Origin of the sequence: Acinetobacter amyesii, from assembly GCF_002018365.1 — a bacterium.
In the GTDB taxonomy this organism is placed as follows: Bacteria; Pseudomonadota; Gammaproteobacteria; order Pseudomonadales; family Moraxellaceae; genus Acinetobacter; species Acinetobacter amyesii.
This window is the reverse complement of record NZ_MVKX01000006.1, coordinates 51475-65213: the sequence shown is the minus strand read 5'-3', so window position 1 is coordinate 65213 and position 13739 is coordinate 51475. Positions and strand designations below refer to the sequence as shown.

The window sequence follows — 13739 nt, the reverse complement described above, 5'->3', positions numbered from 1 at the left end:
CTTTAGACCTTCTTGAAGATATAAAAATTATAAAGGTGATAAACATGAATCTTCAAAAAATAGCAATTTTTATATCCTATCTAATCTTCGGTATAGGTTTATTAGTCATCCGCATTGGTGAAACAAGAAACATAGATCCCAGATGTGGCTATGAAGAGGGCACAGAACTCTGCAATGGGTATCTATATGCAAAGGTTAATGAGTTAAATTCAGCTGACAACTGCGATGATGAAGCCGATGATCCGGAAATGAATATTAATGATGAGCTTTTAAAAGGTTGTAGAAACTACTTTACTCATGAGAAAGATTAGTAATTAGCATCTACACATCAATCTATCAAATGAATCATAAATACTCATTAAAAAAAGAGAAGTTATAGTTAACTTTCCGAAACTTAGTGGAGAAGTATAAGACCTTTTGAATCTGTACAAGATTTATGAATGGTCTATATAGAGTGAATCACATTTTTCCTAGGACTTCGCTCATTTTAATGCACCTAGCGAGATCATTTCACTAGATAGAGACTAGCTTTTAAGAACAACGGTATCCGTACTCATAATCAGTTTTACTTAATAAAGCTGGAGTATTTCCTTGGAAAAGCAATCTAGAGAAGCCAGAGTAAACTTAAGACTATTTTCTTTCATTTAATGTAATGGAGTTTATACATTACATTAATTAATACCTATATGTTATTAGACAGAGCTAAATAGAAAAAAACCGCCGTAGCTAAGGCGGTTACTAGCGTTAAGCACGGCGGTTGTCATTCAAAACCCATCCGAAATTTGCGACTCTAGAACTTATTTGACAAGTTCTTTACCGACTCTCGTAACCGCTCATTCAGATTTTGATTTGTACAAATAAAGTTTTTGAAATCTCGATAATGACCGTTTTTGAGAATCGGTGAAGAGAGCTTTTGTCCGTATGGGCGGATATAAAGCGAGTAAAACTTTCTTTGCTCAGTTGTCGCTGTGTCGGCTAATTGAGTAAAAGTGAGCTTCTTGAAACCACTTTTAACTAAATTGCTTAAATCCTCTAGAGCATGATTAAGGTTGCTTAATCTGACCTCCGCTCTCAAACGCCATTCTTCATGAGGAAGGGGACGTTTGTTATAATCCGTTTTCTTAAAGTAAAAATGATAGTAAACATCATCCTTACGATAGTCATTGACTCCAATGTTGAAGCCTTGAAGTAATAAGTTCTTAAATCTAATTGGCTCATAAGGGATAGTCTGATTTTCACCCTTTAGCCTAAAAACTCGAATGCTATGTGCATCTGCATCAAACTGAATTGATTTGAATAGAGCGGTTAAGAATTCAGGTGGTGCATTATAAAAGTCATGCGCAAGCTCAATACACTTAATTCTAAAATTATATGCACCGTAATTCTTCTTAAGAGCATGGACGATTTTATGAATGCACTTTTTATTGTTCACATCATGAATGCGAATGTTAAACGTGCATGAAGCTAAGTTATCGGTATTCGCCGTAACGTTATCGCTATATTCTTGAGTAATAAAATGCTTCTTCCCCATTTTTTCCGTAAGAAACTTTTTGATATAGCTTCTTTGAGTCGCCTTAGTGGTATCGAAACTCACATTCATAAAATCAATTTGGGATGTGATTTTGATTAGGCTTTGTTTCACATGAATGGATGTACCATTTGTGAAGTTAAGCGTTCTTGGCTTCAATTTCTTGCGATCAAATTCATAGTTATGAATATTACCCTTTTCGATAGTATCTTGATTTTCTGCTTCTTCTACGGCGTCATTCAACTTAGATTGATAATGCTCTAGAAGATTATTTAGATCATGAATACTAGAGGTCGTGGTGACAGAGTTCGGACTATTGTCCCGTGGAGAGTCTGAGTGCATACCAGTATTTCTAATTCGTTCAAGGAGGGCATGTGCATCGTTACAATGCACATGCTGAGTGGATTACTCGACTAGATATTTTTCGACAGCAGTATCGATCAATAAGGTTTTTAATCCCTTATAAATGATTGTGTATTCGGTTGTAGAAGGGCTTTTTTCATCTACTTCTAGAATTTCACTGTGTCGTAAAATATCTGCAAATAGCTCAGTGCTAAGAATTGTTAAATTCATTAGGCTTTACTCTTAGGTAAGCATCGAATGAGCTTTTCTTTCAGATCAATCGAATTTACCTCGATCCGATTAATCATTAGGTAATCAATCATATAATCGACAGCTACATTGATTCCCTGATCAGTATTAAGATCAAATGTTCCATCATTCTCTGTTAAAAGATTATGAATCGTATCTTCGATAATCTCCTGTTTGAGTTTTAACAGCTCTTTAGAGTGTTTTGGGGGCATTGCATTGTTCATGTTTTTTCCTTTATTTTGGCTCATTTGAAATGAGCCGTTATGAATGCCACTAATGTGGCTTGTGTGTATCGTCGTTCGCCGTTGATGACTTGGACGTTAAGCTTGTATCCATCTTGAGAGCGGTACTTAGATGGATTAATCATCAAATACCGATACCAAGCTTTTTGAGAGCGTAAGGGTAGCCATTGGGCTAAAAACCTTGCGGCTTCCCAAGTTGTATATAGTGCGTTTTGCATTACTGTTTTGACTTAAGCCACTCGACAATGTCTGATTTACGCCAGCAAGTGATTCTTGATGAAATTTTGATCGGTTGAGGGAATTCACCGCGACGTACTTTTTCCCAAATAGTACTTTCGCCCATTGGTAAAATTCCTTTTTTTGGTGGTCTTGCTTTGATGATACGAGTATGACCTTTTCGATCTTTGTAAATTCTCTCTTTTCTTTCAGCCGTACTTGATAGATCAAAGATAGTAAGAAGGAACTCAGGATCAGCATGAAAATGAGTACTAGTGATTTGAGGGTTTGTCATGTGTTTCTCCACAACGTTTGATAGTGTCTCGTTGTGTGAGAAAGGATAGAAAAGCCTGAATGTAGAAGCATCCTAATTAGGATTTTAATAATTCTAATTAGGATGCTTTTTCTTTTAAATTATTGATTATTTGTTGTTTTTAATTAAATATTTACTAATAGCTTTATTTGCATCTGAGAAAATAGGCTTCACAGTATCATCACTTAATCCTAACTTTTGAGTGTCAATAGCTTGAGCCATCAGTTCGTATAATTTGTTCTGCTTTAAGTCTTTATATCTATCAGAATGTTTAATACCTGCCAGCATACCCCCTATGATTCGTAATAACTTTTGATTTTCTAAAATTAAAGATTTTTCTGTCCTTAGTTCCATTGAGCCTTTAAAGCTAAATAATTTATCGAACTGTTCTACCTCGATCAAAAAATTTGATGCAGTATAGAATTGGGCATAGGATTCCAACAGACATGGTTCCATGTCTGTTGGAAAGGTTCTTAGCAGGGTGTAGGTATCATTATCTATGGTTGCATAGATGATAGAATTTGGATTGTCCAATAGTGAAGAAACTATATCTTGATTGGTTAAGTCATCTAAAGGTTCAACGATTCCCCTAAAGGGTTTTATCGAGTCCAAATAATAACCATTAATTACCTTAGAATTTGCGTCAACAGAATTTTTGATAATAAAACCACTATGTTTTAGATAAATTTTAAGATCTCTGGACTCGTATAAATCTATAAAATCATCAAATTTAAGACCATATTCTGTCAATTTTTGGCGGGTTTCATTTAGAGTTAAATATTTCATGAAAATCAAGCTACATTAGATTTAGTGAATTTAATTACATTGTCATCGTAATCAGGTTTAAACACAGATACATCACCACCTTGACGTAAAGTGTCCAAATAGTCAGCCCATAACTGCATCAGCTCACGTCTACGGCGTAAAAACTTAGTACGGTTGTAAGCAGTACCATTAGGATCACGTACCGTATGTGCTAATTGATGCTCAATAATATCTACTCGATATTCAAGCTCTTCACCTAAGATTGTGCGCGCAGTTGCTCGGAAGCCATGCGCAGTGTGCTTGCCTTTATATCCAAGTCTATTGAGTGCTTGACGAATCGTATCTTCACTCATGCTTTCATGAGGTGACTTCACACTCGGAAAGACAAATGCTGAGGTTATCCGCATATCTTCAAGCTGTTTCAAAATGTCAAAAGCCTGACGAGAGAGGGGGACAATATGTTCTTGGTGAGTTTTGGATGCACGAAAGCAAAGACGCTGATTTTCAAAATCGACATGATCCCATAACAATTCACGGATCTCATTTGGACGTTGATAGATATATGCTGAAAGCTTCAATGCAAGCTCTGTTCTTAAACGTGCACGAGGACTCTCCGCATGATATCGCCAAATCTTTTGGAGCAGTGTTTTAAGCTCTGATTCGCTTACTACGGCATTATGATTACCTTTAATAGGCCTGGGTAGGGTAATATCATAGGCTGGGTTATACGTAATTAGACGGCGTTTAAATGGAAGTTTTAAGACCATACCCATAATAGATTTAACACGGCGAGCCGACTCGAGTGCACCGCGCTCAACAAGGCTATTAGTCACGTCACGCTCAAGTTGTTCTACAGTTAAATCCGTTACAGCTAGTTTGCCAATAAAAGGCAAGATATCACGATTGAGTTTACGGACTGTTTCCCGATCTACTTTGCTTTCAAGTTCACGAATCTTGAGCCATTCTGTCGCAAACTTTTCAAAAGTATTCTCAAGTTTTGCTTTAAGCTCGTTCCGATGGCTATTTCGTTCCTGAGCAGGATCAATACCATCCGACAGCATACGTTTGACTTCATCACGTTTGAGGCGTGCTTTCTCTAGGGTGATTTCATCATAGACACCTAAAGCTAAAGTATTTCGTTTTTGACTGATTGGACGGCGATAATCCAAACGCCAATATTTTGAGCCATTTTTATGAATGAAAAGATATAGTCCGCCACCATCAGCATGCTTATTACTGCTATCAGGATCGTAAGCTAGATTCTTAACGGATTTAGCGGTTAGTTTATTGGATTGCTTAGCCAATTGTGAGCCTCATTTGACGGTATAAATTTCAGGAAAAACCTGACTCACTCCTTATTATAGTCATCTGCGAGCAGATACCGTCAAAAGTACCGACAAAGATGTCGGGATACTATTAGATTGCACCGTAGTGTATAGGCGTAAAAAAAGGCTTGAACCCTTTAGATTCAAGCCTTTCGCACTACGGTACAGTCCCGTAGAAATCAATTTTGGCGGTGAAAGAGGGATTCGAACCCTCGAAACGCTATAAACGTTTACACACTTTCCAGGCGTGCTCCTTCAGCCACTCGGACACTTCACCTTTTGCGCGGTGGATAATAGCGAAAAAAATATATTCTGCCAAGAGAAACAATTGAATTAGACAAAAACATCTTGAGCGGTGCTATGATTCGCAAAAATCCTGTCTAAATTGAAGACAATTATATGCAAAGTACTGCACAAAAAGCCGCATTGCCTGCCATCACCTTGGCAGCTTTGGGCGTAGTATTCGGAGACATTGGGACGAGCCCGTTATATGCGCTGCGCCAATGTTTCCTCACAGCACACTTGGCGATTAGCGAAGCGTCTGTGCTGGGTATTCTGTCCCTGATTTTCTGGTGCATCATGCTGACGATTAGTTTTAAATACGTCAGCATCATCATGCGCGCAGATAACAATGGCGAGGGCGGTATTATGTCGCTGTTGGCCTTGAATCTGCGAACCACACGAATTGCCGAAAACAAAAAAATCTACCTGATCGCCCTTGGCTTTATTGGGGCATCTTTGTTCTTTGGTGATGGGATCATTACTCCTGCAATCTCCGTGTTATCCGCGATTGAAGGTTTAAGTATTGCGACGCCGATGTTTAACCAATGGCTGCAACCCTTATCGATCGGTATTTTGGCGGGGCTATTTTTAGTGCAACGCCATGGCACAGGCACGATGGGTAAATTCTTTGGTCCCTTGACGCTTATGTGGTTTTTATCCATTGGTGGTTTTGGACTATGGAGTATTTCGCAAACGCCATTTGTGTTGACCATGATCAGTCCGCATTGGGCTTTCAATTTTGTAGTACAGCAGCCCTATGTTGCATTCTTGACCATGGGTGCGGTCATCTTAACGATGACAGGTGGTGAGGCAATCTATGCCGATATGGGGCATTTTGGCCGACTCCCAATCCGCTTGGCATGGTTTATTGTGGTGATGCCGTGCTTGCTGTTGAACTATGCAGGCCAAGGTGCCTTGCTACTGCGTAATCCAGAAGCTTTAGCCAATCCATTCTATATGCTGATTCCTGAATGGGCACTGTATCCAATGATTGCATTGGCGACAGCGGCCGCGGTGATTGCCTCGCAAGCGGTGATCACAGGGGTATTCTCTATGGTCAATCAGGCGATTCAATTGCGTTATTTGCCGCGTTTGACAGTAAAACATACCTCTGAAGTTGAACGTGGTCAGATTTATTTGCCATTTATTAACTGGGCATTGTTTATCTCGGTGCTGATCTTGATTTTGCTGTTTGAAAACAGTGCGAATTTGGCCAGTGCGTATGGCGTAGCTGTGACCATGACGATGCTTTGCGGTACGATTTTGATCTCAGTTTTGGCTTATGGTTTATGGCGTTGGCCCGTTTGGAAAGTGGCAATATTTGCAGTGCCATTTTTATTGATTGATTTGATCTTTGTTGCATCGACATCATTAAAAATTGCAGCGGGTGGTTGGGTTCCAATCCTGATTGGTGCGGTATTATTTACGATTTTAATGACGTGGAAAGATGGTCGGGCATTGGTGCTCAATCGACTCGGTAAAGATGCCTTGCCTATTGACCTGTTTATTCGCAGTGTCAGCATGGGCAGTGAAACCAAGTTCGTGCCAGGCGATGCGGTATTCTTAACTGGAACGCCTGAGATCGTGCCTCATGCTATGTTACATAATATCAAGCACAATAAAGTCCTGCATGAACGCAATATTATGGTCACGGTCAATACCCGAGATGTACCGTTTGTACCTGAAAATGAGCGGGTGATCACGGAAAAATTAGATGAACGATTCTATCGAATCACGATGTTTTATGGGTTTAAAGACCAGCCGAATATTCCTGCGGCTTTGGAGCATGCGTATCGTGAGTTGGGCTTTGAATTTGATTTAATGCAAATCAGTTTCTTTATTTCCCGAGACCGCATTATTCATACCTTGGGTGAAGGCATGGCGCCATGGCGAGAAAAGCTGTTTATTTCTATGCAGCGAAATACCAGTCCAGTCAGCGACTTTTATCAAATTCCAACCAACCGTGTGGTGGAGTTGGGAAGTCAGATTGAAATTTAAGACCTAGATTGAACTTTTAGGCATAGATTTAAAAGTTAGACACGAAAAAGCCAGATCAATTCTGGCTTTTTTTATCTGTGATGATTGAACTTTTCTAGTCCAAAGACATAGAGATCATTCTGTTGCTTTTTCCTGGGAGGAGTATGCGAGCAAAGCAACAGAATGAAGATGTTGCGCTATTTCATCCTTGAAAATACGCTGATTAGTTGATTGTCGCGTCTACATCTGCAGAGGCTTCAGGCGCAGCTTGGATGGCTTCGTCAGCAACAGGTGCTTCTGGGTTGGCTTGAATTGATGCATCTGCAGGATTTGCACTTTGAGTTTCAGGTGCTGCCATAAATGCATCCTGTTGTGCTTGAGGCGCTTCAGGTAATGCAGCCGATGCGCTATCGGCATTGACAGGTGCTTCTGCAGAAGAGGCAATGACGGGTGCCGCATTGGCATCCGTTGCCACGGCTTCAGGAGCTTGCTGTGCTGTTTCCACAGGTGCTTCAGTTATAGCGGCTTCGGGTGGATTGGCCACTGCCGTTTGTTCAGTTGGCACAGACTGCTCTGTAGGCGCAGCAGCTACACTTTGCTGTTCATTTGCGAGTGCATTTTCCGCTTCAGTCGCCGCTTGTTCAGCATTTGCAGGGACTGCAGGGGCATTCGGATCGATTTGGTTTGCCTGAGCCTGTTCAGGATTTAAGGGCTGTTCTGTTGCAGCGGCATTGACTTGTCCGGCAGGAGCTTCAAGCAATTGAACTTGACCACTTGATACCAAGTCCTGAATGGAACCGGGTTGACCATTCACAGTGGTCACAATTTTGACTTTAGACAAACTTTCTAAAGTGTCACCGGGTTGAATCGGTGGCTCTGCAAATGCTGCTGCGCTCATTAAACCTGAAATTAAACCTAAACCTAAAATTTTAGAATGCATAATCACTCCGTATATTTTTATCGCAATTTTTCGTATTTTTACCTTGTCATAATTCTTGAGGCGAATTCAATGAAACATACGCAACTGCTTCATGACTTCCTATAAAGACCTGTACAACTGCGACATAAAGTTACATCAACTGCTGCTTTGTTAAACAATATTTGTGTGATTGTTAAGCAAATTAAAAAAGAAAAGTGTACTAAAATTTGTACCCTTGCTAAGCTGCGGAAAAATAGTCCTTTTTAGAAGTCATTGTTGTAAGTCATGGTCAAAAAGAAACGCAATTCAGCAAATCCGCTTTCACAGTTATTTGGGCAAAATGGCATAAAAGTGCTGTTAGGTCTGGTGGCAACAGGGAGCTTTGCAATTGCTTTCGGGCAAGAAAAAATTCAACAACTTGTATCCATGAGCAGCACTTCAAATAGCGCCTGTTTGGACCAGTTTTACCGTGAAGTACCGCCTTATTTGGTCCGTGAAAGCCTACATAAAAACAGTTTCCCAATGTGTTTTAATGGCTTTAATGTCATGTATTCAGGGATATCCAAGACACCGCTTTGGGTTGCAGAAGCATTAACCCCCACACGGCTGAGTCAAAAAATTCCGCGTGAAGATAACTTTCATGAAGAGACTCGCGTGCCGTCTGAATATCGGGCTTTGCTGTCAGACTATAAATCTTCAGGCTATGACCGTGGACACATGGCACCCAATGCAGATATGCCCAATAAAGCTGCACAGTTAGACAGTTTTTCTTTGGCCAATATGGTGCCGCAAGCCCCAAAAAATAATCAGCAAGTGTGGCGCGAGTTAGAAGAAGCCACACGGGCGATAGTGACCAAACAAAAGCAAGATGTCTATGTGGTGACGGGGCCGGTATACAGTGCGAAAAAATTAAAAACCATCGGGCAAGGGGTCATTGTGCCGACCGCCACTTATAAGGCGATCTATTTGCCGAAAAAAGGTGTTGCAGGCGTGTACTATGCGGACAATACCTTGCGTGATACCGCACCGACAGTCAAAGTCATGAGTATTTGTGCGCTAGAAGAACTGACTGGAATTAATTTCTTTCCAGAATTAACCGAAGACCAAAAGCGGAATACCTACCGTTTGCCGCTCAAAGCCACCCAAGTCAAAGCAAATCAAGACATCGCTTATTTGCATTGGGATGCTGAAAGCCAGTGTGCTGCAGATGTCGCAGAAGACAAGATTTTAAGCTTGCAAAAAGACTTTAAATCGAGTGGTGGTTCAGTGGGCGAGACATCCATGGCAAGTAGTGGAAATGACAACAATCAAGATGCCTTGGTCAAACAATTGATTGAAGAAATTCTGCAATATCTGCTACAGATTTTGAAATAATCGAGCAGATAATAGCGCTGAACTGCGAGCGATGAAGAGGATCATTGCTTGCAGTTGAAATCTTTTTCACGTATTTCTATTGCTGCATCACTACAACAAAAAAGAAGGATATCCATCATGTTCAAAGCATTTGAAAATGACACAGCGTCGCATGCAATTCATGACTTAACACTAGAAAATGGCCAAGATCGAATTAATATTTATGGCAACTTACAGGTGACGAAAGACCAAGCAGGTTTAGCTGCAGCGAAAGCTTTACAGGCATTTTTCAATGATGTGGTGACCACGCTTGAGGCAGAAACCAACTTAGCTGAAAAAATAGCGCAGGGCGGTGAAGACAACGAAGTGGCAAATCCATTTCTTTAATGCTGTGTCATCGGCCGTCGAAGGAAGCAATGCTCAATTCAAGAAGAATGAAAAAAAGCTCACAGATTGTGAGCTTTTTTATGGTGTCTTCTTCTATTTATGCGTCTTTTGCCATCAGTTTATAGATGACAGCACCAATCACCGCGCCAATGATAGGGGCTACCCAAAACAGCCAAACTTGTGATAGCGCAGCAGTTTCAGCAAAGAATGCTACACCCATACTACGCGCTGGGTTGACTGAAGTATTGGTGACGGGAATGCTGATGAGATGGATCAATGTAAGCGCAAGACCGATCGCAATTGGAGCAAATCCAGCAGGGGCACGTTTATCCGTTGCTCCCATGATCACAATCAAAAAGCCAGCAGTCAGCACAATCTCAATGATTAAGGCTGAGAGCATAGAGTATTTGCCCGGAGATAATTCACCATAGCCATTGGTGGCAAAACCGCCGACTCCTGTAAATCCGGCCTGACCTTGTACAATGATGAATAGAATAAATGCGGCGAGGGTTGCACCCAGTAATTGAGAAATAATATAGGGTGCCAGTTCTTTTGCTTCAAAACGACCACCAGCCCACAAGCCAATACTCACGGCAGGGTTAAAATGTCCCCCTGAGATATGACCTAGCGCATAAGCAGCCGTTAATACGGTTAAACCGAAGGCCAGTGCCACGCCAGCGAAGCCAATGCCAAGTTCAGGAAAGGCCGCAGCCAAGACCGCACTACCACAACCACCAAAGACCAGCCAAAACGTACCGATCAGTTCTGCTAAATATTTATTCATTTAAAACTCCATTTGTTTTTGTCATTTGGAATAGATTTTCAATCTTTCACTCAGCATGAGTGCAATCTAGTTGTGAAGTGTTGTTTTATTCATTTATCGAATATGCATAGATTTAATGGATTTTGCTGAAAATCACAATATATAAAATGATAACTGTGTCACATTTTTAACTTACTGCTTCAATTTGCGATAAGCGCCATTGCTGTGGGGTTAAATTTCGCCATTGTTTAAAAGCGCGTTGAAACGCACTCTGTTCTGAATAACCCAGCAGTAGCGCAATTTCCTGCAAACTTAAATGCGGGTCTCTTAAAAATTCTTCAGCCATCATGCAGCGGACCTCCTGCATGCGTTGCTGATAGGTGCTGCCTTGTTGTTGTAAATGGCGTTGTAATTGTCGGACGGACAGATTGAGTTGCGTAGCGACATGTTCAATTTGGAACTGATTTTTTTGCAAACCCATTAAAATGGCTTGCTGTAAGCGTTGGTCGATTTGCGTGGTATTCGGCAGCTTTTCTAATAAAGACTGTGCCTGTTGCATTAACAGTTTTTGTAAGGTCTGATCGCCTTGGGAAAAAGGGCGAGACAGTTCTTGAATGGGAACAATAACCTTCGACTTTTCTTGGGAAAATCGAACTTTACAGCGAAAATATTGTTCATATTGAGCGACATTTTTCGGTGCAGGATTATGAAAATGCACTTCGTGTAAATTGATATCTTCAAAACGCATGAATAATTTTAGAAACTGCAGCATTAAGGCAATCGCAATTTCATCGGTCAATTGATTGGCCATATTCATGGGTAAATCATTCCAACCGATGGAGAAAAAATCATTTTGAATATCAATTAGCAAGGGACTGCCATCGAAGATTAAGCGATGAAAATCATGGTAGCGGAGCAGCGCTTCGCCCAAGTTTTCACAGGACAGGGCAATATACGCAATGATGCCAATATGTTTGGGTTGCACATGTTCTGCAATTTCTAAACCCAGCGCTGGCTTTTGGATCTTTTGATCTAAATCCATCAATAAATCACGCCAAACGGCATAATCAAAACGCTCTAAGTTTTGAACTTTATTCAGTTTTTCAGGAATAGCAATGCCTTGAGCTTGGTGATAAGCATAGAGCAAATGGCCCAGTCCTCCATAGACCGATCCTGTATAGTCCTTGAGTTGTTGCATATTTTTTTAATTCTAAATTTTGTCGTGTTTTGTCAATAATATTAAAAAAAACGGTCAATATCTAGCCCTTTTCATTACCTATAGTGGAGCTAATAAAAGGAGATATTGGTCATGTTAAAAGGTTTTATTGCAGGGTTGGTCGTCGCCAATGCCTTTGAATGGTTCGCACATAAATATGTTTTGCATGGGACACATCGCTCAGGTAAGCCACGTTTTAGTCCAGTACCGAAAAGCATGAAATCACATTGGGAACATCATCGTGAAGTTCGAAAAACAGATTTTCATGATCATGGCTATGTTGAAGGTGTACAGAACTGGCGCACGAAAAATGAAATATTGTCACTGGTGGCAGTTTCAGCGGTATTTGTCCCGCTGTTTTATCCCATTTCCAAAGGAATGAGTTTGTCTGTGCTGTATTGCGCAGGGAATTATTATTATATCCATCGTCGCGCACATCTTGAGCCAGAGTGGGCGATGAAAAAGATTCCATGGCACTATGACCACCATATGAACTCAAATCAGGATGCCAATTGGTGTGTGACTAAGCCGTGGTTTGATTATATTTTAGGGACTCGGGTGATTTCCTCGGCGAAATTACAGGAACAAAACCCATTGGGTGTGCTACTGCCGACAGCGATTGCCAAGCCATTGTCGCACTGGATCAATCGGGTATTTCCTGCAAAGTGGGTCGCTGAGCGTGAAAAGCCAGTTGCACTTCTTGAAACGGTCTAATGCGAATGCGCTGTGCGTTTTGACAACAAGATTTTTTACCCAATTAGGCTGTCGCAATTTGTCAATAAATTATGAATCTACTGTCAATCAAATGCAGTGCAAATGCCCTATATTTAAATCATCAAAAGGCTTGTACACGACGAGTTGATTGATGAAGTTGCTATGTATATTTTTTCATTTGTTTTAAGTATCAGACCAAGTGCTGTAGTTTTTCTTGGTTTATAGGAGCCGACAAGGCTCCTTTTTTTATGACTATAGTAAATGAATTGCATGGGCGATGCTCTGCTGTAACTCCATGTTGTTGCATCAAAAACATTAAAACAAAAAAAGAGCGAATCATCGCTCTTTTTCAATCTTCATTGAAAATGAATCAATTAAAGACGCATTTCAATGCCTTGTTCTGCTAGATATTTTTTCGCTTCAGGAATGGTGTGTTGACCAAAGTGGAAAATAGAGGCCGCAAGCACTGCATCTGCGCCACCTTTTAAAATACCATCGGCCAAATGTTGGAGATTACCGACACCACCAGAAGCAATGGTTGGAATGGTCACACGGTCATTGATGTTACGCATCAGTTCAATGTCATAACCAGCTTTGGTTCCATCAGCATCCATAGATGTGATGAGTAATTCACCTGCACCGAAGTCCGCCATTTTTACTGCCCATTCGATGGCATCGATACCGGTTTCTTTACGACCACCGTGGGTGAAAATTTCCCATTTATTATCGCCGGTTTTTTTCGCATCAATAGCAACCACAATACACTGTGCGCCAAAACGCTGAGAGGCTTCTTGTACAAATTCAGGGTTATAAATAGCCGCAGAGTTAATCGAAACTTTGTCCGCACCGGCATTTAATAACAGGCGGATATCTTCTACTTTACGCACGCCACCACCGACTGTTAATGGCACAAATACAGACTCAGCCATACGCTCTACCGTACGGTAAGTAGTATCACGACCATTTGAGGTTGCGGTAATGTCTAAGAAGGTAATTTCGTCCGCACCTTGTTCGTTATAACGGCGTGCAACTTCAACTGGATCGCCTGCATCACGAATATCAAGAAATTGAACACCTTTCACTACACGACCGTTGTCCACGTCGAGGCAAGGAATAATACGTTTAGCAAGCATAATTTTTTCCAAAAA

14 protein-coding genes and 1 tRNA gene are annotated in these 13739 nt (G+C 40.9%); 5 read left to right on the top strand and 10 right to left on the bottom strand.

Annotated elements, in window-relative coordinates:
• The first annotated feature begins 44 nt into the window (after positions 1–44).
• Complete coding sequence (locus B1202_RS10325; protein WP_143221599.1) at positions 45–311, top strand: hypothetical protein; 267 nt, start codon at positions 45–47, stop codon at positions 309–311.
• 479 nt (positions 312–790) lie between these two features.
• On the opposite strand, the gene B1202_RS10320 is transcribed toward B1202_RS10325, so the two are convergent.
• The 6 genes from B1202_RS10320 to B1202_RS10290 form a co-directional block, all read right to left on the bottom strand.
• On the bottom strand, positions 791–1771 hold the full coding sequence (locus B1202_RS10320) for a hypothetical protein (protein ID WP_143221598.1): 981 nt from the start codon (positions 1769–1771) through the stop codon (positions 791–793).
• 329 nt (positions 1772–2100) lie between these two features.
• Positions 2101–2343: a hypothetical protein gene (locus B1202_RS10315; RefSeq protein WP_143221597.1), complete on the bottom strand. Its 243-nt coding sequence runs from the start codon at positions 2341–2343 to the stop codon at positions 2101–2103.
• A gap of 235 nt (positions 2344–2578) precedes the next feature.
• Entirely contained in the window at positions 2579–2872 is a 294-nt protein-coding gene (locus tag B1202_RS10305; RefSeq protein WP_078190508.1) for a helix-turn-helix transcriptional regulator, read from the bottom strand.
• A 126-nt stretch (positions 2873–2998) separates the two neighbouring features.
• Complete coding sequence (locus B1202_RS10300) at positions 2999–3676, bottom strand: hypothetical protein (protein ID WP_078190507.1); 678 nt, start codon at positions 3674–3676, stop codon at positions 2999–3001.
• A gap of 5 nt (positions 3677–3681) precedes the next feature.
• The gene (locus B1202_RS10295) at positions 3682–4959 is read right to left on the bottom strand and encodes a tyrosine-type recombinase/integrase (RefSeq protein ID WP_078190506.1); all 1278 of its coding nucleotides are present in this window, start codon (positions 4957–4959) and stop codon (positions 3682–3684) included.
• A 207-nt stretch (positions 4960–5166) separates the two neighbouring features.
• Positions 5167–5257, bottom strand: a tRNA-Ser gene (locus B1202_RS10290).
• 122 nt (positions 5258–5379) lie between these two features.
• On the opposite strand from B1202_RS10290, the gene B1202_RS10285 reads away from it, so the two are divergent.
• On the top strand, positions 5380–7260 hold the full coding sequence (locus B1202_RS10285) for a potassium transporter Kup (RefSeq protein ID WP_078190505.1): 1881 nt from the start codon (positions 5380–5382) through the stop codon (positions 7258–7260).
• Positions 7261–7462: 202 nt separating this feature from the next.
• Here B1202_RS10285 and B1202_RS16770 read toward each other — a convergent pair whose 3' ends face one another.
• Positions 7463–8179, bottom strand: coding sequence for a hypothetical protein (locus B1202_RS16770; RefSeq protein WP_078190504.1), 717 nt, complete (start codon positions 8177–8179; stop codon positions 7463–7465).
• Between the two features lie 264 nt (positions 8180–8443).
• Between B1202_RS16770 and B1202_RS10275 the strand changes: the two genes are divergently transcribed.
• A complete protein-coding gene (locus B1202_RS10275; protein ID WP_078190503.1) occupies positions 8444–9532 on the top strand; it encodes a DNA/RNA non-specific endonuclease in 1089 nt (362 codons plus the stop codon).
• Positions 9533–9649: 117 nt separating this feature from the next.
• Complete coding sequence (locus B1202_RS10270; RefSeq protein ID WP_078190502.1) at positions 9650–9898, top strand: hypothetical protein; 249 nt, start codon at positions 9650–9652, stop codon at positions 9896–9898.
• A gap of 97 nt (positions 9899–9995) precedes the next feature.
• Here B1202_RS10270 and aqpZ read toward each other — a convergent pair whose 3' ends face one another.
• A complete protein-coding gene (aqpZ, locus tag B1202_RS10265) occupies positions 9996–10682 on the bottom strand; it encodes an aquaporin Z (RefSeq protein WP_078190501.1) in 687 nt (228 codons plus the stop codon).
• 166 nt (positions 10683–10848) lie between these two features.
• Positions 10849–11859: an AraC family transcriptional regulator gene (locus B1202_RS10260; protein WP_078190500.1), complete on the bottom strand. Its 1011-nt coding sequence runs from the start codon at positions 11857–11859 to the stop codon at positions 10849–10851.
• 111 nt (positions 11860–11970) lie between these two features.
• Here B1202_RS10260 and B1202_RS10255 point away from each other — a divergent pair, with 111 nt between their 5' ends.
• A complete protein-coding gene (locus tag B1202_RS10255; protein ID WP_078190499.1) occupies positions 11971–12591 on the top strand; it encodes a hypothetical protein in 621 nt (206 codons plus the stop codon).
• A 374-nt stretch (positions 12592–12965) separates the two neighbouring features.
• Here B1202_RS10255 and hisF read toward each other — a convergent pair whose 3' ends face one another.
• Positions 12966–13727, bottom strand: coding sequence for an imidazole glycerol phosphate synthase subunit HisF (gene hisF, locus B1202_RS10250; protein ID WP_320109244.1), 762 nt, complete (start codon positions 13725–13727; stop codon positions 12966–12968).
• Positions 13728–13739: the final 12 nt, after the last annotated feature.

What these genes read in the sequence shown, in the direction of transcription:
- B1202_RS10270 (WP_078190502.1), top strand. Translation starts at nt 9,650, where the DNA reads ATGTTCAAAGCATTTGAAAATGACACAGCGTCGCATGCAATTCATGAC.
- B1202_RS10305 (WP_078190508.1), bottom strand. Translation starts at nt 2,872, where the DNA reads ATGACAAACCCTCAAATCACTAGTACTCATTTTCATGCTGATCCTGAG.
- B1202_RS10285 (WP_078190505.1), top strand. Translation starts at nt 5,380, where the DNA reads ATGCAAAGTACTGCACAAAAAGCCGCATTGCCTGCCATCACCTTGGCA.
- B1202_RS10260 (WP_078190500.1), bottom strand. Translation starts at nt 11,859, where the DNA reads ATGCAACAACTCAAGGACTATACAGGATCGGTCTATGGAGGACTGGGC.
- B1202_RS10275 (WP_078190503.1), top strand. Translation starts at nt 8,444, where the DNA reads ATGGTCAAAAAGAAACGCAATTCAGCAAATCCGCTTTCACAGTTATTT.
- aqpZ (WP_078190501.1), bottom strand. Translation starts at nt 10,682, where the DNA reads ATGAATAAATATTTAGCAGAACTGATCGGTACGTTTTGGCTGGTCTTT.
- B1202_RS10315 (WP_143221597.1), bottom strand. Translation starts at nt 2,343, where the DNA reads ATGAACAATGCAATGCCCCCAAAACACTCTAAAGAGCTGTTAAAACTC.
- B1202_RS16770 (WP_078190504.1), bottom strand. Translation starts at nt 8,179, where the DNA reads ATGCATTCTAAAATTTTAGGTTTAGGTTTAATTTCAGGTTTAATGAGC.
- B1202_RS10255 (WP_078190499.1), top strand. Translation starts at nt 11,971, where the DNA reads ATGTTAAAAGGTTTTATTGCAGGGTTGGTCGTCGCCAATGCCTTTGAA.
- B1202_RS10300 (WP_078190507.1), bottom strand. Translation starts at nt 3,676, where the DNA reads ATGAAATATTTAACTCTAAATGAAACCCGCCAAAAATTGACAGAATAT.
- B1202_RS10325 (WP_143221599.1), top strand. Translation starts at nt 45, where the DNA reads ATGAATCTTCAAAAAATAGCAATTTTTATATCCTATCTAATCTTCGGT.